We start from the raw sequence: 18,054 nt of genomic DNA, 5'->3' as shown, positions 1-18,054 counted from the left end.
CTGATGTTTCATATATATCACTCAAATCAGTTGTCATTGCTAAAGTCACTTATGGTGCATTTTATGCAGACCAGACCACTTTCTTCTCCTTTTGAACAAGAAGTGATCCTTGTACAAAGCCCCGGAATGTCTCAGTGGCTGCAAATCCAGCTTGCCGAAAGTTTGGGTATTGCTGCTAATATCCGTTACCCATTACCAGCAACTTTTATTTGGGAAATGTTTACTCGGGTATTATCAGGTATACCTAAAGAAAGCGCTTTTTCTAAAGATGCCATGACATGGAAATTAATGGCATTGCTGCCCGAATTTTTGCCTCATGAAGAATTTAAACCCTTACTGCATTACCTTAATGATGATGAAGATAAACGTAAACTTCATCAGTTAGCAGGGCGTGTAGCTGACTTATTTGACCAATATTTAGTTTATCGTTCAGATTGGTTAGCTTCGTGGGAAAAAGATGAGCTAATCGAAGGGTTGAGTGAAAACCAACACTGGCAAAAAATATTGTGGGTAGCATTACAGCAATACACAAAAGATCTTAATCAACCTCAATGGCACCGTTCTAATCTTTATCAGCAATTTATTTCGACATTGAATAATGCAAAAGAAGGGGAGCTTCAACACTGTTTTCCACCCCGTATTTTTATTTGTGGGATTTCAGCGCTACCTCAAGTTTATTTACAGGCATTACAAGCGATAGGGCGTCATACCGAGATTTATTTACTCTTTACCAATCCTTGCCGTTACTATTGGGGGGATATTCAAGATCCTAAATTTCTCTCTCGCCTTAATAGCAGAAAACCACGCCATTATAAGCAATTACATGAATTGCCTTGGTTTAAAGACGAAAAAAATGCGTCTTTGTTATTTAATGATGATGGCGAGCAAAATATCGGTAATCCGCTATTAGCGTCATGGGGAAAATTGGGTAAAGATAATCTTTATTTCCTTTCTGAACTTGAATATACCTATGTGTTAGATGCGTTTGTTGAGATCCCAAGAGATAACTTACTTCATCAATTGCAAGCGGATATCCTTGATTTAGAAGATTTTTCACAATTAGGTACAACACTTGAAACTTATGAATGTAGTGAAAATAAACGAGTCATTTCGCCAGATGATCACTCACTGACTTTTCATGCCAGCCATAGCCCACAGCGCGAAGTGGAAGTGTTACAAGATCAATTGCTGCATTTGCTAGAGCAAGATCCTGAATTATTACCGCGTGATATTATCGTGATGGTTGCGGATATCGATAGCTATACACCTTATATTCAAGCTGTGTTTGGTAATGCGCCTTCAGAGCGTTATCTTCCTTTTGCTATTTCAGATAGAAAAGCTCGTCAAGCGCACCCTGTATTACAGGCTTTTATTACATTGTTAGAGCTTCCTCAAAGTCGTTTTACTGCCGAACAAGTATTGGCACTACTTGAAGTACCTGCTTTAGCAGGGCATTTTTCTATTTTTGAAAATGAACTAAAGCTACTACGTCGTTGGGTTGATGAGTCAGGCATACGCTGGGGATTAGATGATGAAAATGTGGCTTCATTCTTATTACCAATCACGGGCAAAAATACATGGGAATTTGGCTTACTGCGCATGTTGCTTGGCTATGCGATGGAAAGTGAAAATGGTCCTTGGAAAGGTGTGCTTCCTTACGATGAATCCAGTGGATTAGTTGCGGAGCTTGCAGGGCATCTCGCTGATTTTCTTTATACATTAAGTGATTGGCGTACACGTTTGAGCGAAACGCGTTCGTTAGAAGCATGGCTAGAAGTTGGACAACAATTAGTTGATGCCTTTTTTGAGTCTGATGAAGAAACGGAATTAGTGTTAGCGCTTATTATCCAACAATGGCAGAAAGTGATTGAAAATGGGTTGAAAGCGCAATATCAAAATGAAATTCCGCTAGTCCTTATTCGTGATGAATTAACAGTACGGTTCGATGATGAAAAAATCAGTCAGCGTTTTTTAGCCGGTAGCGTTAATTTTTGTACATTAATGCCTATGCGCTCCATTCCTTTTAAAGCAGTGTGTTTATTAGGTATGAACGATGGTATTTATCCTCGTAATATTCAGCCGCTAGGGTTTGATTTAATGGCAGAAAAACGCCGTCGTGGTGATAGAAAACGTCGTGATGATGACCGCTATTTATTTCTTGAAGCACTTAGCTCAGCTGAAAAATACCTTTATGTCAGTTATATCGGAAAATCGATACGTGATGATCGAGAATGTAATCCATCAGTCTTAATCAAAGAGTTACAAGATTATATTGGGCAAAATTTCCGTTTGCCGGAGGATGGTGAACTCAATGTCGATGACAGCGCGACTCGTATAAATCAGCATTTATTAACACAACATAGCCGTGTTCCTTTTGCTCAAGAAAATTTCCGAATAGACGCTTCCTTCCGTTCTTATGCCTCTGAATGGTTGCCTGCGGCTAGTGGACAAGGTGAGGTTCATCAAAGTTTTACCGAGCCACTTAATGATGATGACACGATAGATAAAGTCTCTGTTGATGCGCTTGCACGTTTTTATCGACATCCTATTCGTGCATTCTTCCAACAAAGATTAAAAACAAACTTTGTTATCGAAGAAACAGAATTACCTGAAGAAGAGCCATTTGTGATAAATGCCCTTCAACGTTATCTATTGAATCAATGGTTATTAAAAGCATTGATTGATCAAACCTCAACAGAAGCTTTGTTTGAGCGTATCAAAGCCGCAGGACAACTTCCTGCCAGTGCATTTGGTCAAATTTATTGGGAGCAGCAAATAGAAGAGTTACTTCCTTTAGCTGAAAAGATAAGAAGTGAACGATTAGCCACACATTCTGTCACATTAGAGCAAAGCTTTAGTGCAATGCCATTGATTGGTCGTTTAAATGAGGTACAAGCTGACGGTTTATTACGTTGGCGACCTGCCAGCTTAACAGCTAATGACTTATTGCAGCTGTGGATTGAGCACCTAGTTTATTGTTTAAAAGAGGGAACAGGCGAGAGCCGATTCTACGGCAGAAAAGAGACTCAATGGTGTTTATTACCCGTTGATCCTGAAGTTGCCTATTCAACATTAGACAAGTTAATCAGTGACTATAAACAAGGGTTAAATAGCCCATTAGCGCTATTTGCGAAAAGTGGTTGGGCTTGGTTACAAGCTTGCTATGATAAAAAATCACAAGAGTTTTTACTTGATGATGAAGAGACCCTTGAAAAAGCAGAATTAGTACTGATGCAACATTTAACGGATAGCTATAATCGAGATGGTGAAATGAACGACATGTATGTTCAGCGTGCTTTCTCTCAATTAGACGAGCCTTTTTTACAAACGGTCAAACAGACGGCATTAACCATATTTAAACCAATAATTCCATTTCTAAAAAAATAAGGGAGCTCATATCAGATGAGAAAATACTGCTCGCAACTATGGATCATGTTGCTATTGATGCTAGTGAGTATCAATAGTTTTGCGGCTGATCCACTCTGGCAAGTATTGCCTGATAGTATTGAAAAAAGTGAGAGCGATCCACGGCAATATCAAGCGATCAAACTACCTAATGAAATGACCGTATTACTGGTTTCTGATGAAAAAGCAGTTAAATCATTAACAGCGGTTGCATTACCTGTTGGTGCATTAGAAGATCCAGATAGTCAGCAGGGTCTTGCGCACTATTTAGAACATATGGTGCTAATGGGATCGGCTAAATACCCTCAATCAGGCAGTATGTCTGAATTCTTACAAAAGAATGGCGGCTCTCATAATGCGAGTACAACGACTTATCGCACTGCATTCTATTTAGAAGTGGAAAATAGTGCTATTAATGAAGCGGTTGATCGCCTTGCTGATGCTTTAGCTGAACCTTTACTTGATCCTAAAAATGCAGATCGTGAACGTAATGCTGTTAATGCAGAATTAACAATGGCGCGTGCGCGCGATGGTATGCGTTTTTGGCAAGTCAGAGCAGAAACTTTAAACCCATCACATCCAAGTTCTCGTTTTATGGGTGGGAATCTAGAAACATTAAGTGATAAGCCAAATAGTAAGCTTCAAGATGAGTTAATAAAATTCTATCAAAAACACTACTCTGGCAATTTAATGAATGGGGTAATTTACAGCAATAAATCACTTGATGAATTGTCTAAATTAGCTGCAAACACTTTCGCTCGTATCCCGAATAAAAAGGCAGATGTGCCAGTCACCACAGTACCTGCTATGACGGATAAAGAAAAAGGGTTAATGATCCACTTAGTACCAGCGCAACCGCAAAAGACTTTACAAATTGAGTTTGGTATAGATAACAACGTTGCTGATTTTCGCAGTAAAACTGACGAATACATTGGCTATTTAATTGGCAATCGTAGCTCAGGCACTTTAGCAACATGGTTACAAGACCAAGGTTTAGCCGAAAATATTAGTGCGTTCTCAGAGCCATATATCGATCGTAACCAAGGTTCGTTTACCATTTATGTTTCGTTAACCGATAAAGGGTTAGCGCAAAAAGATAAAGTGATTTCCGCTATCTTTTCGTACATTCGTTTAATTCAAACAGAAGGTATCAGTCAGCGTTATTTTGATGAAATTGCGAATGTATTAGATCTCTCATTTCGTTATGGCTCTATTGTAAGAGATATGAATTACATAGAAGGCATTTCGGATATGATGCTACGTTATCCAATCAAAAATATTCTAGATGCAGACTATATTGCTGATAATTATCAACCTTCAGCTATTCTTTCTCGTCTTGATTCTCTTACACCAGAGAAAGCACGTATTTGGGTAATAAGCCCGAATGAACCTTCTAACAAACAAGCCTATTTTGTTAATGCGCCTTATCAGGTTGATAAAATCACAGATAAGCAATTAAAAACATGGCAAACATTATCAGATGATATTTCATTATCACTGCCAGCACTGAACCCTTATATCCCTGATAATCTTTCATTGATTGATGCGGACAGCAAAATCACCAAACCACAATTATTGTGGCAAGATAAAAGCGCTCGCTTGTTTTATATGCCATCGCACTATTTTTCTGATGAGCCTAAAGCCAGTGTGACATTAAGTTTAGTGAATAAAAAATCAGACATTACTGTTAAGCAACAAGTGACACAAACCTTAACGGATTATCTCGCTGGTTTAGCATTAAGTGAATTATCTTACCAAGCGTCTGTTGCTGGAATGAATATCTCATCCTCATCAGGACAAGGTATTGATTTTTCAATGAATGGTTATACGCAACATTTACCAGAACTCGTTAATGCGACACTGAAAAGCTATATGAGCTTTGAATCAACTCAAGAAGAGTTGGATCAAGCTAAATCTTGGTATCGTGAACAACTTGAAGTGACTCATAACTTAAAAGCTTTTGAAGCCGCTATGTTACCGGCTCGTCGATTAAATACGATCCCGTACTATGAAGAAGCCGAAAAACTCAAAGCATTAGAGTCAATTACACTACAAGATATTATTGATAATCGCCGTGACGTAATTAAAAATGCCGCACTTCAAGCGCTGATTATTGGTAACTTAACACCAGAGCAAAGCCGCGATATTGCTAAATCTGCACACGAATTATTAGGTAATCAAGGCACAGAATATTGGATCGGTGAAACATTAGTATTCAATAAATTAAATGCAGTTGAATTCCAAAATAAATCGAAGAGCACAGATAACGCATTAGGGGAGCTTTATATCCCAACTGGCTATAGCCGCCTTGAAGGTCAGGCAATTTCTTCAGTGTTATCGTCTGTTATCAAGCCTTGGTTCTATGATCAATTAAGAACAGAAGAGCAACTTGGTTATGCTGTATTTGCTTATCAAGCCACTATGGGTGAGCAATCAGGTATCGGCTTTTTACTACAAAGTAATGCAAAACCACCAGCCTATTTAAATCAGCGTTATAACGCATTTTATCAACAAGCTTACGAGCGTTTGAAAAAAATGAACGAGGCTGATTTTAATCAGTATAAACAGGCGATTATTACCGAAGTTAAACAGCCACCTCAAACGTTCTATGAAGAAGTTTCTCTTTATCGAAATGACTTCCATCGTAATAACTTAAAATATGATGGACGTGAAAAATTCTTAGCGGAGCTTAATAAAGTAACGTTAAAACAAGCTATTGAGTTTTATGAAAAAGCAATTATAAAACCAAACGGCTTTATTTTTGTTTCTCAAATTATTGGTAAAGATGGCAAAGATGCTGATTATGCCGAAAATAAACAATGGAAACGTTATGCTACGGTAAGTGAATTACAAAAAACCTTACCTGTTGAGGAAATTAAAGAGTGAGTGAAGTGATACAGGCACAGCCATTAAACCCGTATACACTTCCTTTGTACCAAAGACGCCTCATTGAGGCGTCAGCGGGAACAGGGAAAACTTATACCATCGGGTTGTTGTATTTACGGTTGCTTCTTGGATTAGGCGGAGAGTCTGCATTCTACCGCCCTCTCAATGTTGAAGAGATTTTAGTTGTGACATTTACGGATGCGGCGACAGATGAATTACGAGCCCGTATTCGTAAAAATATTCATGAACTAAGACTTGCCTGTATCCGTCATGATGTTGAAAGTAGCGATCATACTTATGATGAGTTACTTAAACAGATCCCTAATAAAGAGCTGGCTGCACAGTGGTTGTTAGAAGCCGAACGACAAATGGATGAAGCGGCTATTTATACCATTCATGGCTTTTGCCAACGTATGTTGGCAAACAATGCATTTGAATCAGGAGTCTTGTTTGAACAAGTCTTGATCCAAGATGAATATGAGCTAAAAAAACGGGTATGTGCTGACTTTTGGCGACGGCACTGTTATCCACTTTCTTATGATGTTGCTAATGCAGTAAGCCAGATTTGGTCTGGCCCTGAACAACTGCTTTATGAAATACAGCCTTATTTACAAGGTGAAATGCCTGAAATTGAAGGTGTGGCATTAGACAGTGAAAATGAATCAGTCAAAGAGCGTCATCAAGCGGTTATTGAAGCCATTAACAAGGTGAAGGCGCGTTGGCATGAACATCATCATGAAGTTGAAGCATGGATAACCGCTTCAGGTGTTGATAAACGTAGTTATAGCAGTCGTTTCTTACCCAAATGGATTGAAGAAATTACTCTGTGGGCGTCAACATTAGAAACGAAAAGCTATCAATTACCTGATTGTTTAGTTCGTTTTTCTCAAGAAACGCTGAATGAAAAGGCAACGAAAGGTCCCGCACCAGAGCATATTCTTTTTGTTGAAATTGAACGATTAACAAAGCAGAGCCTGACTCTGCGAGATGTTATTCTCGCCAACGCGATCCCTGAAATACGCCAAGGCATTGAAAATGAAAAGATGCGTCGTGGTGAAATGGGATTTGATGATTTATTAACACGTTTAGATAGAGCATTGAAACGTGAAGGTGGTGAGGCTTTAGCGCAAGCTATTCGTGAACGCTACCCAGTTGCAATGATCGATGAATTCCAAGACACCGATCCTCAACAATACCGTATTTTTGATGCCATTTATGGTGAGCATGAAAACAGCGGGTTATTGTTTATTGGTGATCCTAAACAGGCAATTTATGCATTCCGTGGTGCGGATATTTTTACTTATATTCAAGCCCGAAAGCAGACATCTCATCACTACACATTAAATACTAACTGGCGCTCTGCACCGGGTATGGTGAATGCAGTTAACAAGCTTTTTATGCGCTCCAATGCGCCATTTTTATTTGAGCATATCCCTTTTATTGAAGTAAGTTCGGCTGAAAAAAACCAAGACATGGTCTTTATTTACCATGATAAACCGATTTCGCCTGTTAATTTTTGGCTTGCTGAAGGCGAAAGTGTTTCTACGGGAAATTATGAGCAAATCATGGCAGCGCAATGTGCCGCACAAATTCGTGATTGGTTATCCGCAGGGGATCAGCAACAGGCTTGGCTGATTGAGCAAGGCGCAAAAAAAGCGGTTACATCTGCGGATATTATGGTACTGGTGCGTAGCCGTAGAGAAGCGATATTGGTCCGTGATGCACTGAATTTGCTTTCAATACAATCTGTATTCTTATCCAATCGTGAAAGTGTATTTGAAACCAATGAAGCTAAAGATCTACTTTGGTTATTACAAGCGGTTGTCACACCGGAGAAAGAACGCGTTTTAAGGGCATCTTTAGCCAGCCAATTATTTGGTTTTAGCGCAAAGCAAATTGATGATCTGAACCGCAATGAGGCACGCTGGAATAGCTACGTGGAGAAATTTGCTGATTACTATGTACTATGGCAAAAGCGTGGTGTTTTACCCATGTTGCGTAAGATCATGATGGATAATCAAATTGCGGAAAATTTACTCGCAAGTATTGATGGTGAGCGCCGACTTACAGATATCATGCATATTGGTGAATTATTACAAGAAACTTCATTACAACTTGATAGTGAACACGCCCTTATTCGTTGGTTAGCACAACAGATCTCTCATCCTGATGCTCAATCTGAAAGTCAACAAATGCGTTTGGAAAGCGATCGAAATCTTGTGCGAATTTGTACTATCCATAAATCTAAAGGTCTTGAATATCCTATTGTTTGCTTACCTTTTGCTTGTAATTACCAAGAACAAAAAGGGGCGCTTTATCATGACAGAGAAAAATTTCACGCGAAATTAGATATTTTCAGCCGACCTGAAAGTTTACGCTTAGCGGATGAAGAGCGCTTGGCTGAAGATTTACGCTTACTTTATGTGGCATTAACACGATCTAAATTCTGCTGTTATGTTGGTGTTGCGCCTCTGGTTAAGGGAACTAAACGTAAATCAGGGCTTACCGATCTGCATAAGAATGCTTTAGGGTATTTATTACAGCAGGGCGAGGAAGGCAATAGTGAATTATTGCATCAATCAATTCACGCTTTATTAGATGATAATATCAGTGTAACAACGCTTGATAATATATCAGCACATTGCTATCAGCCTCAATTAATGGCTGAAACAAAACTTGAAGCCGCTATATTTAAACGTCAGATCCATGATAATTGGCGTATAACGAGCTATTCAGGATTAACCTATCAGCATTCAAATCGTGGTTATCATTTTGATTTAGGTGATATTGAGGCTTTGGTGCAATCTATCGCACCGGGGCTTGATACAGATGCTAAAGGTGAAAAGCAACAAGGAGAGGTTGATGAAAATTCTATTCATCATTTTCCTCGAGGTGCAGTAGCAGGAACATTCTTACATAGTTTGCTGGAAGTATTAGATTTTTCGCAGCCTATTGATGAGCTGTGGATGCAAGAACAATTGACTGCTCAAGGCTTTGATGAAAAGTGGGCGGCTCTTTTAGTGACATGGATGGAAACGCTATTTCATACACCGCTTAATTCTCAAGGATTGTGTCTTGCTGATATCCCAAAATCACAACAACTTGATGAATTACAATTCTATTTACCTATTGAGAAAGAAGTATCATCAGCCCAATTGACTCAATTAATTAGTCAGTTTGATCCTCTATCAAAACTTTGTCCTGCTTTGCAATTTCAACAAGTAGAAGGAATGCTAAAAGGCTTTATTGACTTAGTCTTTTCTTGGGAAGGTAAATACTATGTTGTGGATTATAAATCGAATTGGTTAGGTGAATCGAGTGAGGATTACACACAAGAAGCGATGATGAATGCAATGATGGATCATCGCTACGACTTGCAATATCAACTCTATACCTTAGCGTTACATCGTTTTTTACAGCAACGTATTCCTGATTATGATTACCGAACTCATTTTGGTGGTATTTATTATCTTTTTTTACGGGGTATAGATAAAGAACATCCCGGAAATGGGGTTTATGCCTATTTGCCTGATGAAGCTTTTGTTTTGGCGTTAGATTCATTATTTACAGGTAAAACAAGCAAACCCGATGTAGTCGGTGAGAAATAAAAATGATCAAACTATTAGAACAAGCGATTACACAAAACTTACTACGACCTTTAGATCTTCGATTTGCACAAATGCTGGTTGAAGATGAGAACCCAATTTTACTGTTTTTATTTGCTTATTTGAGCGCTCAAACTGGCGCAGGGCACGTTTGCTTACCATTAAACATTATTCAAAAAGATCAACTGTTTGATGGTAGGCAAAAAGAGTTTTCACAAGAGATTTGGCAAAAAATGGGTAAGCCTTCGGCTAAAAAAATAGTAGAAGAGTTGACCCATTGTCATTGCGTTAGTCAAAGTAGCGATGATCTTCCTTCTCCGATTATTTTAGATAATGAACTTCTTTATTTACAAAGAATGTGGAGCTATGAAGAGAAAGTCGCTCAATTTTTTAGGCAAGAGCACACCATTGTTGATATTGATGAAAATGAATTAATTAAGGTGCTTAACCAGCTTTTTCCCGTCACGAAAGAAAGCCAAGAAACAAATTGGCAAAAAGTGGCTGCCAGTGTTGCTATCACAAGCCCTATTTCTATTATTTCAGGCGGTCCCGGAACGGGGAAAACCACGACAGTGGCTAAAATTTTAGCGGCTTTTGTGATGCTTACATCGAATGAAAAGCCGATTATTCAATTAGCGGCTCCTACAGGTAAAGCTGCCGCGAGATTAACGGAATCTTTAGGAAAGGCGTTGGCGCAACTTAATTTAAGCGAAGAAGAAAATAAGTGGATGCCAAAGCAAGCACAAACTATTCATCGTTTATTAGGCGCTCAGCCTGAAAGCCAGCAAGTGCGTTACCATAAAGATAATCCATTACAGCTTGATATTTTAGTTGTTGATGAAGCCTCAATGGTTGATTTACCCATGATGGCGCGCTTGATTGATGCACTCCCATCAAAATGCCACGTTATTTTCTTAGGTGATAAAGACCAACTTGCTTCTGTTGAGGCGGGGGCTGTATTAGGTGATATTTGCCGTTTTTCTGAAGATGGTTTCAGTCAAAAAAGGTTTGATCAGATTAATCATTTAACTCAAGGTGAATTGGTTAAATCTACGGATATTATTCCTGTTTCTCAAACGCCAGTCTCTGTCGTCAGTGATTCTCTGTGTCTATTACGTAAAAGCTATCGTTTTGGTGAAGATTCAGGGATAGGGCAACTTGCTTTTGCGGTTAATAAAGGACAAACCAAAATAGCGATTGCGTTATTAAAAAAGGCTGAGGTTAGCCCGCAACAGCTTGAAATAGCATTAGCGCCTCAAGATGTGAGCTTTATTGCTTTAGAGTCAAAAGAAAGCTATTTACTGATGATACAAGATGCCGTTAATGCCTATCGAGAGTATCTCACTTTAGTTTCTCAAAAAGCATCACCTGATATTATTCTTAATGCATTTAACCAATACCGTTTATTGTGCGCACGAAGAGAAGGTCCTTTTGGTGTGAGTGGTTTAAATGACAGAATTGAGATGTTATTGCATCGCCAGCGATTGATCCGTCGTCCTACAAACAGTTATCAAAGTGATTATATTGGTCGCCCCATTATGATCCAACGAAATGACAGTACATTAGGTCTGTTTAATGGTGATATTGGCATTATGCTCAATAACGATGAAGGTGAAATGAAAGCGTTTTTCCAACTACCGGATGGAAAATTGAAAGCGATCCAACCTAGCCGATTACCACAGCATGAAACTGCGTATGTAATGACGGTGCATAAATCACAAGGTTCGGAATTTACCCATACCGCATTAGTACTCCCCGATAAATTTTCACCTGTTGTGAGCCGAGAATTGTTATATACCGCATTAACCCGCGCTAAACAAAAGCTTTCTCTTTATGCTTCAGAGTCTATGGTGAAAATGGCAATACAAACGCGTATTCAACGTAGAAGTGGATTAATTGATAAATTACGTTATTAGCTGTTAGCTAATCGTGGGAAATAATAAAAGACAGGCATTGAGAGGGATACCTGTCTTTTTTTATGCTTGGTAATTACTCTTTATGTAAGTCTAAAATCAAAATTTTAGAACGGCGTTGGTAATTATAAAGAGCTTGTTTTTCAATAGGGAGTTTATCAATTTCAGCAGGTTCAAATCCTTTTTCTTGAAACCAGTGTATGCTACGTGTTGTGAGAACAAACAGCTTTTCTAATCCTAATTGCTTAGCATGTGCTGAAATGCGTTGTAGCAAGACCTCGCCACGACAAGAGCTGCGATAATCTGGATGTACTGCAACACAAGCCATTTCACCAATTTTTTCTGATGGGTAAGGATAAAGCGCTGCGCATGCAATAGTCATATTATCGCGTTCAATAATAGTGAATTGGTCAATTTCAACTTCTAATTGTTCTCTTGAACGTCTGACTAAAATACCTTGCTGTTCTAATGGGCGAATAAGTTCGAGTATGCCACCAATATCATTAATATTTGCTCTACGAACTTTTTCTGCACTCTCCATGACGATTTGAGTACCAATACCATCACGAGAGAATAATTCTTGAATAAGCGCACCATCAGATTGATAACTTAGTAAGTGGCTGCGTTCTACACCACGACGACAGGCTTTAACCGCTCCCCGTAAGAATCTTACTGTGCCTGAATGGTAATCACCTTCTGTTTGTAGCTCTTGAATTTTATCTTCAGCTTGATTAGGTAGTAGCTCAGAAACAATGTGCCCTTCTTCATCGATAACACCTTGAAATGAGCAAAATCCGATCAGTTTTTGTGCTTTAAGTTTTATCGCAAGCTGGGTTGCCACTTCTTCTGAGGTGAGATTAAAACTTTCACCTGTAACAGACACTGCAACTGGGCCAATTAATACAATAGCATTACTGTCTAACTGGCGGTGAATGGCTTCTTCATCGATACGACGAATTTTTCCGCTATGACAATAATCAACGCCATCATCAACCCCTAATGGCTGTGCGATAACAAAATTACCACTAACCACATTAATATGCGCACCTTGTAATGGCGTATTGCTTAAACTCATTGAGAGGCGAGCCGTAATATCCAATTGTAATGTGCCCGCAGCTTGTTTAACGATTTCTAAGGTTTTACTATCTGTGATACGCGTATATTTATGATAAATTGGAGATACTTTTTGTATTTCAAGCGCAGTGTCAATTTGTGGTCGAGCGCCATAAACAACCACTAAACGAATGCCTAGGCTGTGTAGTAACCCAATATCATTAATGATAGATGGGAAGTTTTCGTGAGCAATGGCTTCGCCACCCAACATAATGACAAATGTTTTGCCTCTATGTGCATTAATATACGGAACCGAGTGGCGGAATCCATCAACCAATTCGGTGCTACGCTCTTTCATAAAACCCTCTCAAGTGAATTTTTATTCGAATTTAATGTATTTTTATTCTTTTTGGAGAGGGATGGCAAGTAAAATCCTATCTTATTGTTTTCCCTGAAGGCAGAATATTCGTGTAAAAGTGAGTAATTGTGCTGTTTTTAAGTGACAGTGAAGTGTGGATTGGGTAAAGTTTTTTGTTCTTAACTTTTTTTATCTCTTTTTAGAGTTTATTGACGTTAATCGTTTTTTTGGAATATTTTCATGAGTCATTCTGAGCACAATCAAACTCGTCGTCGTCTTGTTAAAGGAATTGGCGCGTTATTATTGTTAAGTGTTAGTCCTGTTGGTCTTGCTGCCACAGCATCGATTGTTGCTGTGAGGGTTTGGCCTGCCTCGACTTATACTCGCGTGACTATAGAATCCAGTACACCACTGAAATATCGTCAGTTTGCATTATCAAATCCTGAACGTATTGTGGTGGATTTAGAAGGTATTCAACTCAATAGCGTATTGAAAGGTGTCGCTAATCAAGTTCAGACTAGCGATCCGTATTTAAAACTTATTCGCGTTGGCCAAAATACACCTAAAACAGTACGACTGGTATTTGAAGTAAAAACGCCTGTACAACCCCAAATGTTTACGCTGAAACCGGTGGCTGAATTTAAAAACCGTTTGGTGTTAGATTTCTACCCAAGCCATGGTGCTGATAAGGAAGACGATCCTCTCTTAGCGCTATTGCGTGAATATAACGACGGTGATTTACAACAAGCCGTACCAGCGCAAACCGACACGCGTAAACCGGGTCGAGCGGGGCGAGATAGACCTATTATTATCATGATCGATCCAGGTCATGGCGGGGAAGATCCGGGCGCAATTGGTAAATATAAAACGCGTGAAAAAGATGTGGTTTTACAAATTGCTCGTCGCTTAAGAACGCTTATTGATAAAGACGCTAAAATGAAAGCGTATATGACACGTAATGAAGATGTCTTTATTCCATTGACAGTACGTGTTGCAAAAGCGCGGAAAATGCAGGCAGATTTATTTGTCTCTATCCATGCTGATGCGTTTACAAACCGCGCTGCGAGAGGTTCATCTGTTTTTGCATTATCAAAAACGGGCGCAACCAGTAATACGGCACGTTATCTTGCTCAAACACAAAATGAGTCTGACTTAATTGGTGGGGTAAGTAAAAGCGGCGATCGTTATGTTGATCACGCCATGTTAGATCTTGTGCAAACTGCGACAATTAATGACAGCCTGAAATTTGGTAGCGAAGTACTTAAGCTCATGGGTGGGATTAATAAACTGCATAAAAATAAAGTCGATCAGGCAGGTTTTGCGGTATTAAAAGCGCCAGAAATTCCATCAATACTGGTTGAAACGGCCTTTATCAGTAATATCGAAGAAGAGAAAAAGCTGAAAACAGCCAAGTTCCAGCAACAAATTGCTGAATCTATCTTTAAAGGGATCAAAGCTTATTTTGCCAATGGCGGTGAATTAACCTTAGCTGATCGTAGCTAATCTTTCTCTATCTCCTTTTCTTATAGTCCAGTAGAAAGCCAATATCATGCGCTTTCTATTGGCGTTTTTATTGTATTTTCAACACAATAAATCTATCTAATACAATACATTATTGAGATAAAAGAAATTTTATTTAGTAAATCTATGAGGGATAAAATTAGGTTTGTAAATTAAGAGAGAAAATAAAATAAGAGGAAATCTTGAAGAGAAATTGGTTGCGGGAGCTGGATTTGAACCAACGACCTTCGGGTTATGAGCCCGACGAGCTACCATGCTGCTCCATCCCGCGACTGAATTGTTGTTTATAGAATTGGTTGCGGGAGCTGGATTTGAACCAACGACCTTCGGGTTATGAGCCCGACGAGCTACCATGCTGCTCCATCCCGCGACTGATACTATAACTTACTGCTTTGTGAATTGGTTGCGGGGGCCAGATTTGAACTGACGACCTTCGGGTTATGAGCCCGACGAGCTACCAAGCTGCTCCACCCCGCGTCTCCACAGAGGGGCACTATACTCAGGATCTGCTGAGTTGCAAGTTTTTTATGAAATTTTTACAGTTTTCTTTTAAAAACGGTCAGAAATAACACATCAAGATGCAAATTTAGGCAGTTATACTTGTCATACTTCAAGTTATTGAGAGTTGTTTAAAAGTCATATTGATTGGGTGATAATAGAAAGCCTTAACAATTAGCATATTCATATCTTTATTGATTTTGCTTTGGTATCTTTCTAACTCAAAATCAACACTCAAATTCAGTCATTAAGCGGGTCAAAAATGGTTACTTGGCGAAAATCGTTAATTTTAGGTATGTTAGCGCTAGCTTTGACAGGATGTCATCGTCCAACAGAGCAAGGGCAACAGTATAAAGATGGAAAGCTTAAGCAAGATCTCATTGAGGTAAGCTCGCCAAATACGCAAGGTACACCGATTAATGGTCCTGATTACTTACAACAAGTAAACCAGATAAACCAAACATCATCCCGCTTATACAATAGCAATAAAGAGACTTATCAGGCGGTAGAAAACTGGTTACGATCTGGTGCAGATACACGCCAATTACGTCAATTCAATCTTTCTGCATTTCAAATGGAAGGCGTCGATAAGTACGGTAATGTTCAGTTTACTGGATATTACACCCCTGTTCTTGAAGCTCGTTTAACGCAACAAGGTGAATTCCAATACCCTCTTTATAAAATGCCGGCTAATAGTCGTTCAAAATTGCCTTCTCGTGCTGCTATTTATAATGGTGCATTAAGCCAATCTTTAATTGCAGCTTACAGTAACTCCATTATGGATAATTTTATGATGGAAGTTCAGGGAAGTGGTTATGTTGATTTTGGTGATGGTAAACCTTTAACGTTCTTTGGTTATGCGGGGAAAAACGGACACCCTTACCGTAGTATTGGCAAAGTACTTATTGATAATGGCGAAGTAGAAAGAAAAGATATGTCGATGCTTGCTATTAGAGATTGGGCTGATAAGCACAATGATGCTGAAGTTAGAAAATTATTAGAAGAAAACCCGTCATTTGTGTTTTTCAAACCAGAGCCTTTTACACCAGTCAGAGGCGCTAGTGCTATTCCTCTTGTTGCACTTGCTTCTGTGGCTTCCGACAGAAGTATTATTCCTGCCGGAACGGTGCTGCTTGCTGAAATTCCTGTACTTGATAATAGCGGTAATTTTACAGGTGAATACCAAATGCGTTTAATGGTGGCATTAGATGTAGGTGGGGCAATTAAAGGGCATCATTTCGATATTTATCATGGAATTGGTAAAGATGCTGGTCATATGGCAGGTTTTTATAATCATTATGGGCGTGTTTGGGTATTAAAAAAATCACAACTTAACTTATTAAACCCTGCGTCATAAAACGATTTACTATTTATCTGTTCATTATTAACGGTAAAATGATGCAAACGACATGGCTATGGATATTAGGAGCCGTGATTATTTCTGTTATTTAGGTTGTTATCGCATTATGCAAAATTCATTATCAGATTCATATTTACAACGCTTTTCTGGAATAGGGCGACTCTATGGGCAAAAAGCGTTGTCTTATTTTGCTCAGGCTCATATTTGTGTCGTGGGTATAGGTGGGGTCGGTAGCTGGGCTGCTGAAGCATTAGCACGTAGTGGTATTGGTGCTATCACCTTAATTGATATGGATGATGTGTGTGTGACTAACACTAATCGTCAAATACATGCGTTAAAAGAAAGCGTGGGCCAGCCTAAATGTGATGTGATGAAACAGCGTATTTTAGCAATCAATCCAGAATGCAAAGTGACGAGTATTGATGATTTTGTCACGGTTGATAATGTCGCTGAAATGATGAATAACAACTTTGATTATGTCATTGATGCCATTGATAGTGTAAGACCAAAGGCTGCATTATTAGCTTATTGCCGTCGTTATAAAATTCCGGTGATCACAACGGGTGGTGCTGGTGGGCAAATTGATCCAACACAAATCCAAGTGGTTGATCTAGCAAAAACAATTCAAGATCCTTTAGCGGCTAAATTAAGAGAGCGTTTGAAGTCTGATTTTAATGTCGTAAAAAACAGTAAGGGAAAACTAGGGATCGATTGTGTTTTCTCAACAGAGCAACTCGTTTATCCACAAGGAGATGGTACGGTTTGTGCCGCTAAAAGTACCGCAGATGGTGTGAAACGAATGGATTGTTCAGCTGGCTTTGGTGCCGTAACGATGGTAACGGCGTCGTTTGGTTTTATTGCGGTGTCTCATGCTTTGAAGAAGATGTTAGCAAAGGCGCAGCGTACTGGTCATATTTAAAGTATTCGCACTAGTCACATACTGATATATGCTCCTAGCGACTCATTCACTTGTCGCCTAGCTACATCTTGAATTATTTAGAGTATAAAACTTAATACTGAGAGGTGAGTGATTTTAATCGCGCGACAATTGCATTCACTCCGTCAGTACGAGATTGGCTAATTTGATTAGCCAATCCTAATTGATCAAAAATCGCTAACATATCGATATCAGCTATTTCTTGCGCTGTTTTATTTTCAACAGAGGCTAAAATAATAGTCAGTAAGCCTTTTACAATACGACCATCACTATCGCCATAAACATGGTATTTGCCGTCATTATTTAATTCGACACCTAGCCACACTCTGTTCTCACATCCCTTGATTTCTTTTTCTGTTGTTTTTAATTCATCAGGTAATGCGGGCAATTTACGAGAAAGTTGAATCAATTGGCGATATTTATCTTCCCATGCTTTTGATTTTTGGAAATCATTAAGCAAGATATCTAGGGTAATTTCATTGCCAAAAGGGTGCTGTGTTGTAATGTTGGTCATGATG

9 protein-coding genes and 3 tRNA genes are annotated in these 18,054 nt (G+C 39.0%); 7 read left to right on the top strand and 5 right to left on the bottom strand.

Going from position 1 to position 18,054, the window contains the following annotated elements:
• The first annotated feature begins 3 nt into the window (after positions 1 to 3).
• The 4 genes from recC to recD are packed head-to-tail and all read left to right on the top strand — an operon-like array spanning position 4 to position 11,812.
• Positions 4 to 3,387, top strand: coding sequence for an exodeoxyribonuclease V subunit gamma (gene recC / locus QQS39_RS15255; RefSeq protein ID WP_285804850.1), 3,384 nt, complete (start codon positions 4 to 6; stop codon positions 3,385 to 3,387).
• 15 nt (positions 3,388 to 3,402) lie between these two features.
• Positions 3,403 to 6,291, top strand: coding sequence for a pitrilysin (gene ptrA, locus QQS39_RS15250; RefSeq protein WP_151435995.1), 2,889 nt, complete (start codon positions 3,403 to 3,405; stop codon positions 6,289 to 6,291).
• Positions 6,288 to 9,899, top strand: a complete 3,612-nt coding sequence (gene recB, locus QQS39_RS15245; protein WP_285804849.1) for an exodeoxyribonuclease V subunit beta — start codon at positions 6,288 to 6,290, stop codon at positions 9,897 to 9,899. Before ptrA ends, recB begins: the two co-directional genes overlap by 4 nt.
• A 2-nt stretch (positions 9,900 to 9,901) precedes the next feature.
• Positions 9,902 to 11,812 carry an exodeoxyribonuclease V subunit alpha gene (gene recD / locus QQS39_RS15240; RefSeq protein WP_196734715.1) on the top strand — a complete coding sequence of 637 codons (1,911 nt, stop codon included), beginning with the start codon at positions 9,902 to 9,904 and terminating at the stop codon, positions 11,810 to 11,812.
• A 73-nt stretch (positions 11,813 to 11,885) separates the two neighbouring features.
• On the opposite strand, the gene argA is transcribed toward recD, so the two are convergent.
• Positions 11,886 to 13,220, bottom strand: coding sequence for an amino-acid N-acetyltransferase (argA, locus tag QQS39_RS15235; protein WP_151435992.1), 1,335 nt, complete (start codon positions 13,218 to 13,220; stop codon positions 11,886 to 11,888).
• 240 nt (positions 13,221 to 13,460) lie between these two features.
• Here argA and amiC point away from each other — a divergent pair, with 240 nt between their 5' ends.
• A complete protein-coding gene (amiC, locus tag QQS39_RS15230) occupies positions 13,461 to 14,723 on the top strand; it encodes an N-acetylmuramoyl-L-alanine amidase AmiC (RefSeq protein WP_151435991.1) in 1,263 nt (420 codons plus the stop codon).
• 212 nt (positions 14,724 to 14,935) lie between these two features.
• Here amiC and QQS39_RS15225 read toward each other — a convergent pair.
• The 3 genes from QQS39_RS15225 to QQS39_RS15215 form a co-directional block, all read right to left on the bottom strand.
• Positions 14,936 to 15,012: transfer RNA gene (locus QQS39_RS15225), tRNA-Met, on the bottom strand.
• A gap of 22 nt (positions 15,013 to 15,034) precedes the next feature.
• Positions 15,035 to 15,111: transfer RNA gene (locus QQS39_RS15220), tRNA-Met, on the bottom strand.
• A 30-nt stretch (positions 15,112 to 15,141) separates the two neighbouring features.
• A tRNA-Met gene (locus tag QQS39_RS15215) sits at positions 15,142 to 15,218 on the bottom strand.
• Between the two features lie 283 nt (positions 15,219 to 15,501).
• Between QQS39_RS15215 and mltA the strand changes: the two genes are divergently transcribed.
• The gene (gene mltA, locus QQS39_RS15210; RefSeq protein WP_285804848.1) at positions 15,502 to 16,596 is read left to right on the top strand and encodes a murein transglycosylase A; all 1,095 of its coding nucleotides are present in this window, start codon (positions 15,502 to 15,504) and stop codon (positions 16,594 to 16,596) included.
• A gap of 109 nt (positions 16,597 to 16,705) precedes the next feature.
• Complete coding sequence (tcdA, locus tag QQS39_RS15205; RefSeq protein WP_151436772.1) at positions 16,706 to 17,518, top strand: tRNA cyclic N6-threonylcarbamoyladenosine(37) synthase TcdA; 813 nt, start codon at positions 16,706 to 16,708, stop codon at positions 17,516 to 17,518.
• 91 nt (positions 17,519 to 17,609) lie between these two features.
• On the opposite strand, the gene csdE is transcribed toward tcdA, so the two are convergent.
• A complete protein-coding gene (gene csdE, locus QQS39_RS15200; RefSeq protein WP_151435989.1) occupies positions 17,610 to 18,050 on the bottom strand; it encodes a cysteine desulfurase sulfur acceptor subunit CsdE in 441 nt (146 codons plus the stop codon).
• Positions 18,051 to 18,054: the final 4 nt, after the last annotated feature.

This window comes from Proteus appendicitidis, from assembly GCF_030271835.1.
Lineage (GTDB): Bacteria > Pseudomonadota > Gammaproteobacteria > Enterobacterales > Enterobacteriaceae > Proteus > Proteus appendicitidis.
Note: the sequence above shows the minus strand (reverse complement) of the source record. Positions and strands in the feature narration are given on the sequence as shown.

Coding starts and splice junctions, on each gene's coding strand:
- recC (WP_285804850.1), top strand. CDS start 4: ATGTTTCATATATATCACTCAAATCAGTTGTCATTGCTAAAGTCACTT.
- ptrA (WP_151435995.1), top strand. CDS start 3,403: ATGAGAAAATACTGCTCGCAACTATGGATCATGTTGCTATTGATGCTA.
- recD (WP_196734715.1), top strand. CDS start 9,902: ATGATCAAACTATTAGAACAAGCGATTACACAAAACTTACTACGACCT.
- argA (WP_151435992.1), bottom strand. CDS start 13,220: ATGAAAGAGCGTAGCACCGAATTGGTTGATGGATTCCGCCACTCGGTT.
- amiC (WP_151435991.1), top strand. CDS start 13,461: ATGAGTCATTCTGAGCACAATCAAACTCGTCGTCGTCTTGTTAAAGGA.
- mltA (WP_285804848.1), top strand. CDS start 15,502: ATGGTTACTTGGCGAAAATCGTTAATTTTAGGTATGTTAGCGCTAGCT.
- tcdA (WP_151436772.1), top strand. CDS start 16,706: ATGCAAAATTCATTATCAGATTCATATTTACAACGCTTTTCTGGAATA.
- csdE (WP_151435989.1), bottom strand. CDS start 18,050: ATGACCAACATTACAACACAGCACCCTTTTGGCAATGAAATTACCCTA.